We start from the raw sequence: 694 nt of genomic DNA, 5'->3' as shown, positions 1-694 counted from the left end.
GCCCCGTGCCGAGGCCGGCCAGCGGCCCGCCGCAACCCCAGTCGCGAACGCCGCGAACCCCGTCGCCAACCCGGACGGCGGCCTCGACGAGATCGGGCCCGACGGCCTCGACCTGTGGGAGGACGCCGGGCTCACGTGGCGCGAATGACCCCACCCCGGCTGCCCGATGCCCTCGCCATGGCGGTCGGCACCCTCACCGCCTGGCCCGTCGCACCGCCGACACGGGTGGACGCCCAGGTGGCCGGCCGCGCCATGCTGCTCGCCCCGCTGACCCAGCTGCCGCTGCTCGCGCTCGCCGGCCTCGGGGCCGGCCTCTGGCTCGCGCTCGGCGGTCCGGAGTCGGTGCTGGCCGTGCTCCTGCTCGCCGCCACCGCCCTGTCCACCCGCGCCATGCATCTCGACGGGCTCGCCGACACCGCCGACGGCCTGTCCTCCTCCTACGACCGGGCCCGCGCTCTGGCCGTCATGAAGTCCAGCGACGTCGGGCCCAGCGGCGTGTGCGCGCTCGTCCTCGGCCTCGGCGTGCAGGGCACCGCGCTCGCCGCGCTCGCCGGCGACGGCTCGCTGGCGTTGGCCGCCGTCGCCCTGCTCACCTCCCGCCAGGTGCTCGCCGGGGCCTGCCACCGCGCGGTGCCGCCGCTTCCGGGCTCCGGGCTCGGGCGCGCCGTCGCCGGCACCGTCTCCACCCGGCAGG

1 protein-coding gene is annotated in these 694 nt (G+C 78.5%); it reads left to right on the top strand.

Going from position 1 to position 694, the window contains the following annotated elements:
• Positions 1 to 144: 144 nt before the first annotated feature.
• The coding region (locus PINTE_RS21285) for an adenosylcobinamide-GDP ribazoletransferase (RefSeq protein WP_157087453.1) at positions 145 to 694 on the top strand (550 nt) is incomplete at its 3' end.

The sequence above is a fragment of the Piscicoccus intestinalis NBRC 104926 genome (genome assembly GCF_001515525.1).
Lineage (GTDB): Bacteria > Actinomycetota > Actinomycetes > Actinomycetales > Dermatophilaceae > Kineosphaera > Kineosphaera intestinalis.
This window is presented reverse-complemented; position numbering and strand designations above follow the sequence as displayed.